This window comes from Acinetobacter sp. ANC_7504 (assembly GCF_056779995.1).
The window spans coordinates 1-658 of the sequence record NZ_JBWYIZ010000029.1; the positions used below are offsets into that span (position 1 = coordinate 1).

Below are 658 nucleotides of genomic sequence, written 5' to 3' on the forward strand. Positions count from 1 at the left end.
GTAACACAGGTGAATCTCAGCCAGAGAGCTTCGAGGTTGACACAGTAGCGCCTGAATTAACCATCGATGAGCTTAAGCCAACAAACGATACTACACCAACAATCTCAGGTAAGACTGAGCCAGGTGCAACAGTAAAAGTTGAAATCTTAGACAAAGATGGCAACCCTGTAGCAACAGGTGATGCGACTGTAGATCCAGAAGGTAACTGGTCGTTCACACCGACTGAAGAATTACCAGAAGGTGAATATACAGTTAAAGCTGAAGCGAAAGATGCGGTAGGTAATACTGCTACTGAAACTGCGGATGGCAAATTAACTGTAGATACAACTGCACCATCTGATACCGATGTAACAATTGATCCAATTGCGGATACAAACGATACAACACCAGAAATCACAGGTACAACTGAACCAGGAACAACAGTAAATGTCGTTGTTAAAGACAAAGACGGTCAAGTTGTTGCAGAAGGTCCAGCGACAGTTACAGGTGACACATGGACATATACACCATCAGTTGAATTGGCAGATGGCGAATATGACGTAGTTGCAAAAGCAACAGATCAAGCAGGTAACACAGGTGAATCTCAGCCAGAGAGCTTCGAGGTTGACACAGTAGCGCCTGAATTAACCATCGATGAGCTTAAGCCAACAAACGATAC

At 44.1% G+C, this 658-nt stretch carries 1 protein-coding gene; it reads left to right on the plus strand.

What is annotated here, in order from left to right:
• Positions 1-658: Ig-like domain-containing protein (locus tag AC1M9F_RS14460; RefSeq protein WP_481598112.1), on the plus strand; the 658-nt coding region annotated here is incomplete at both ends.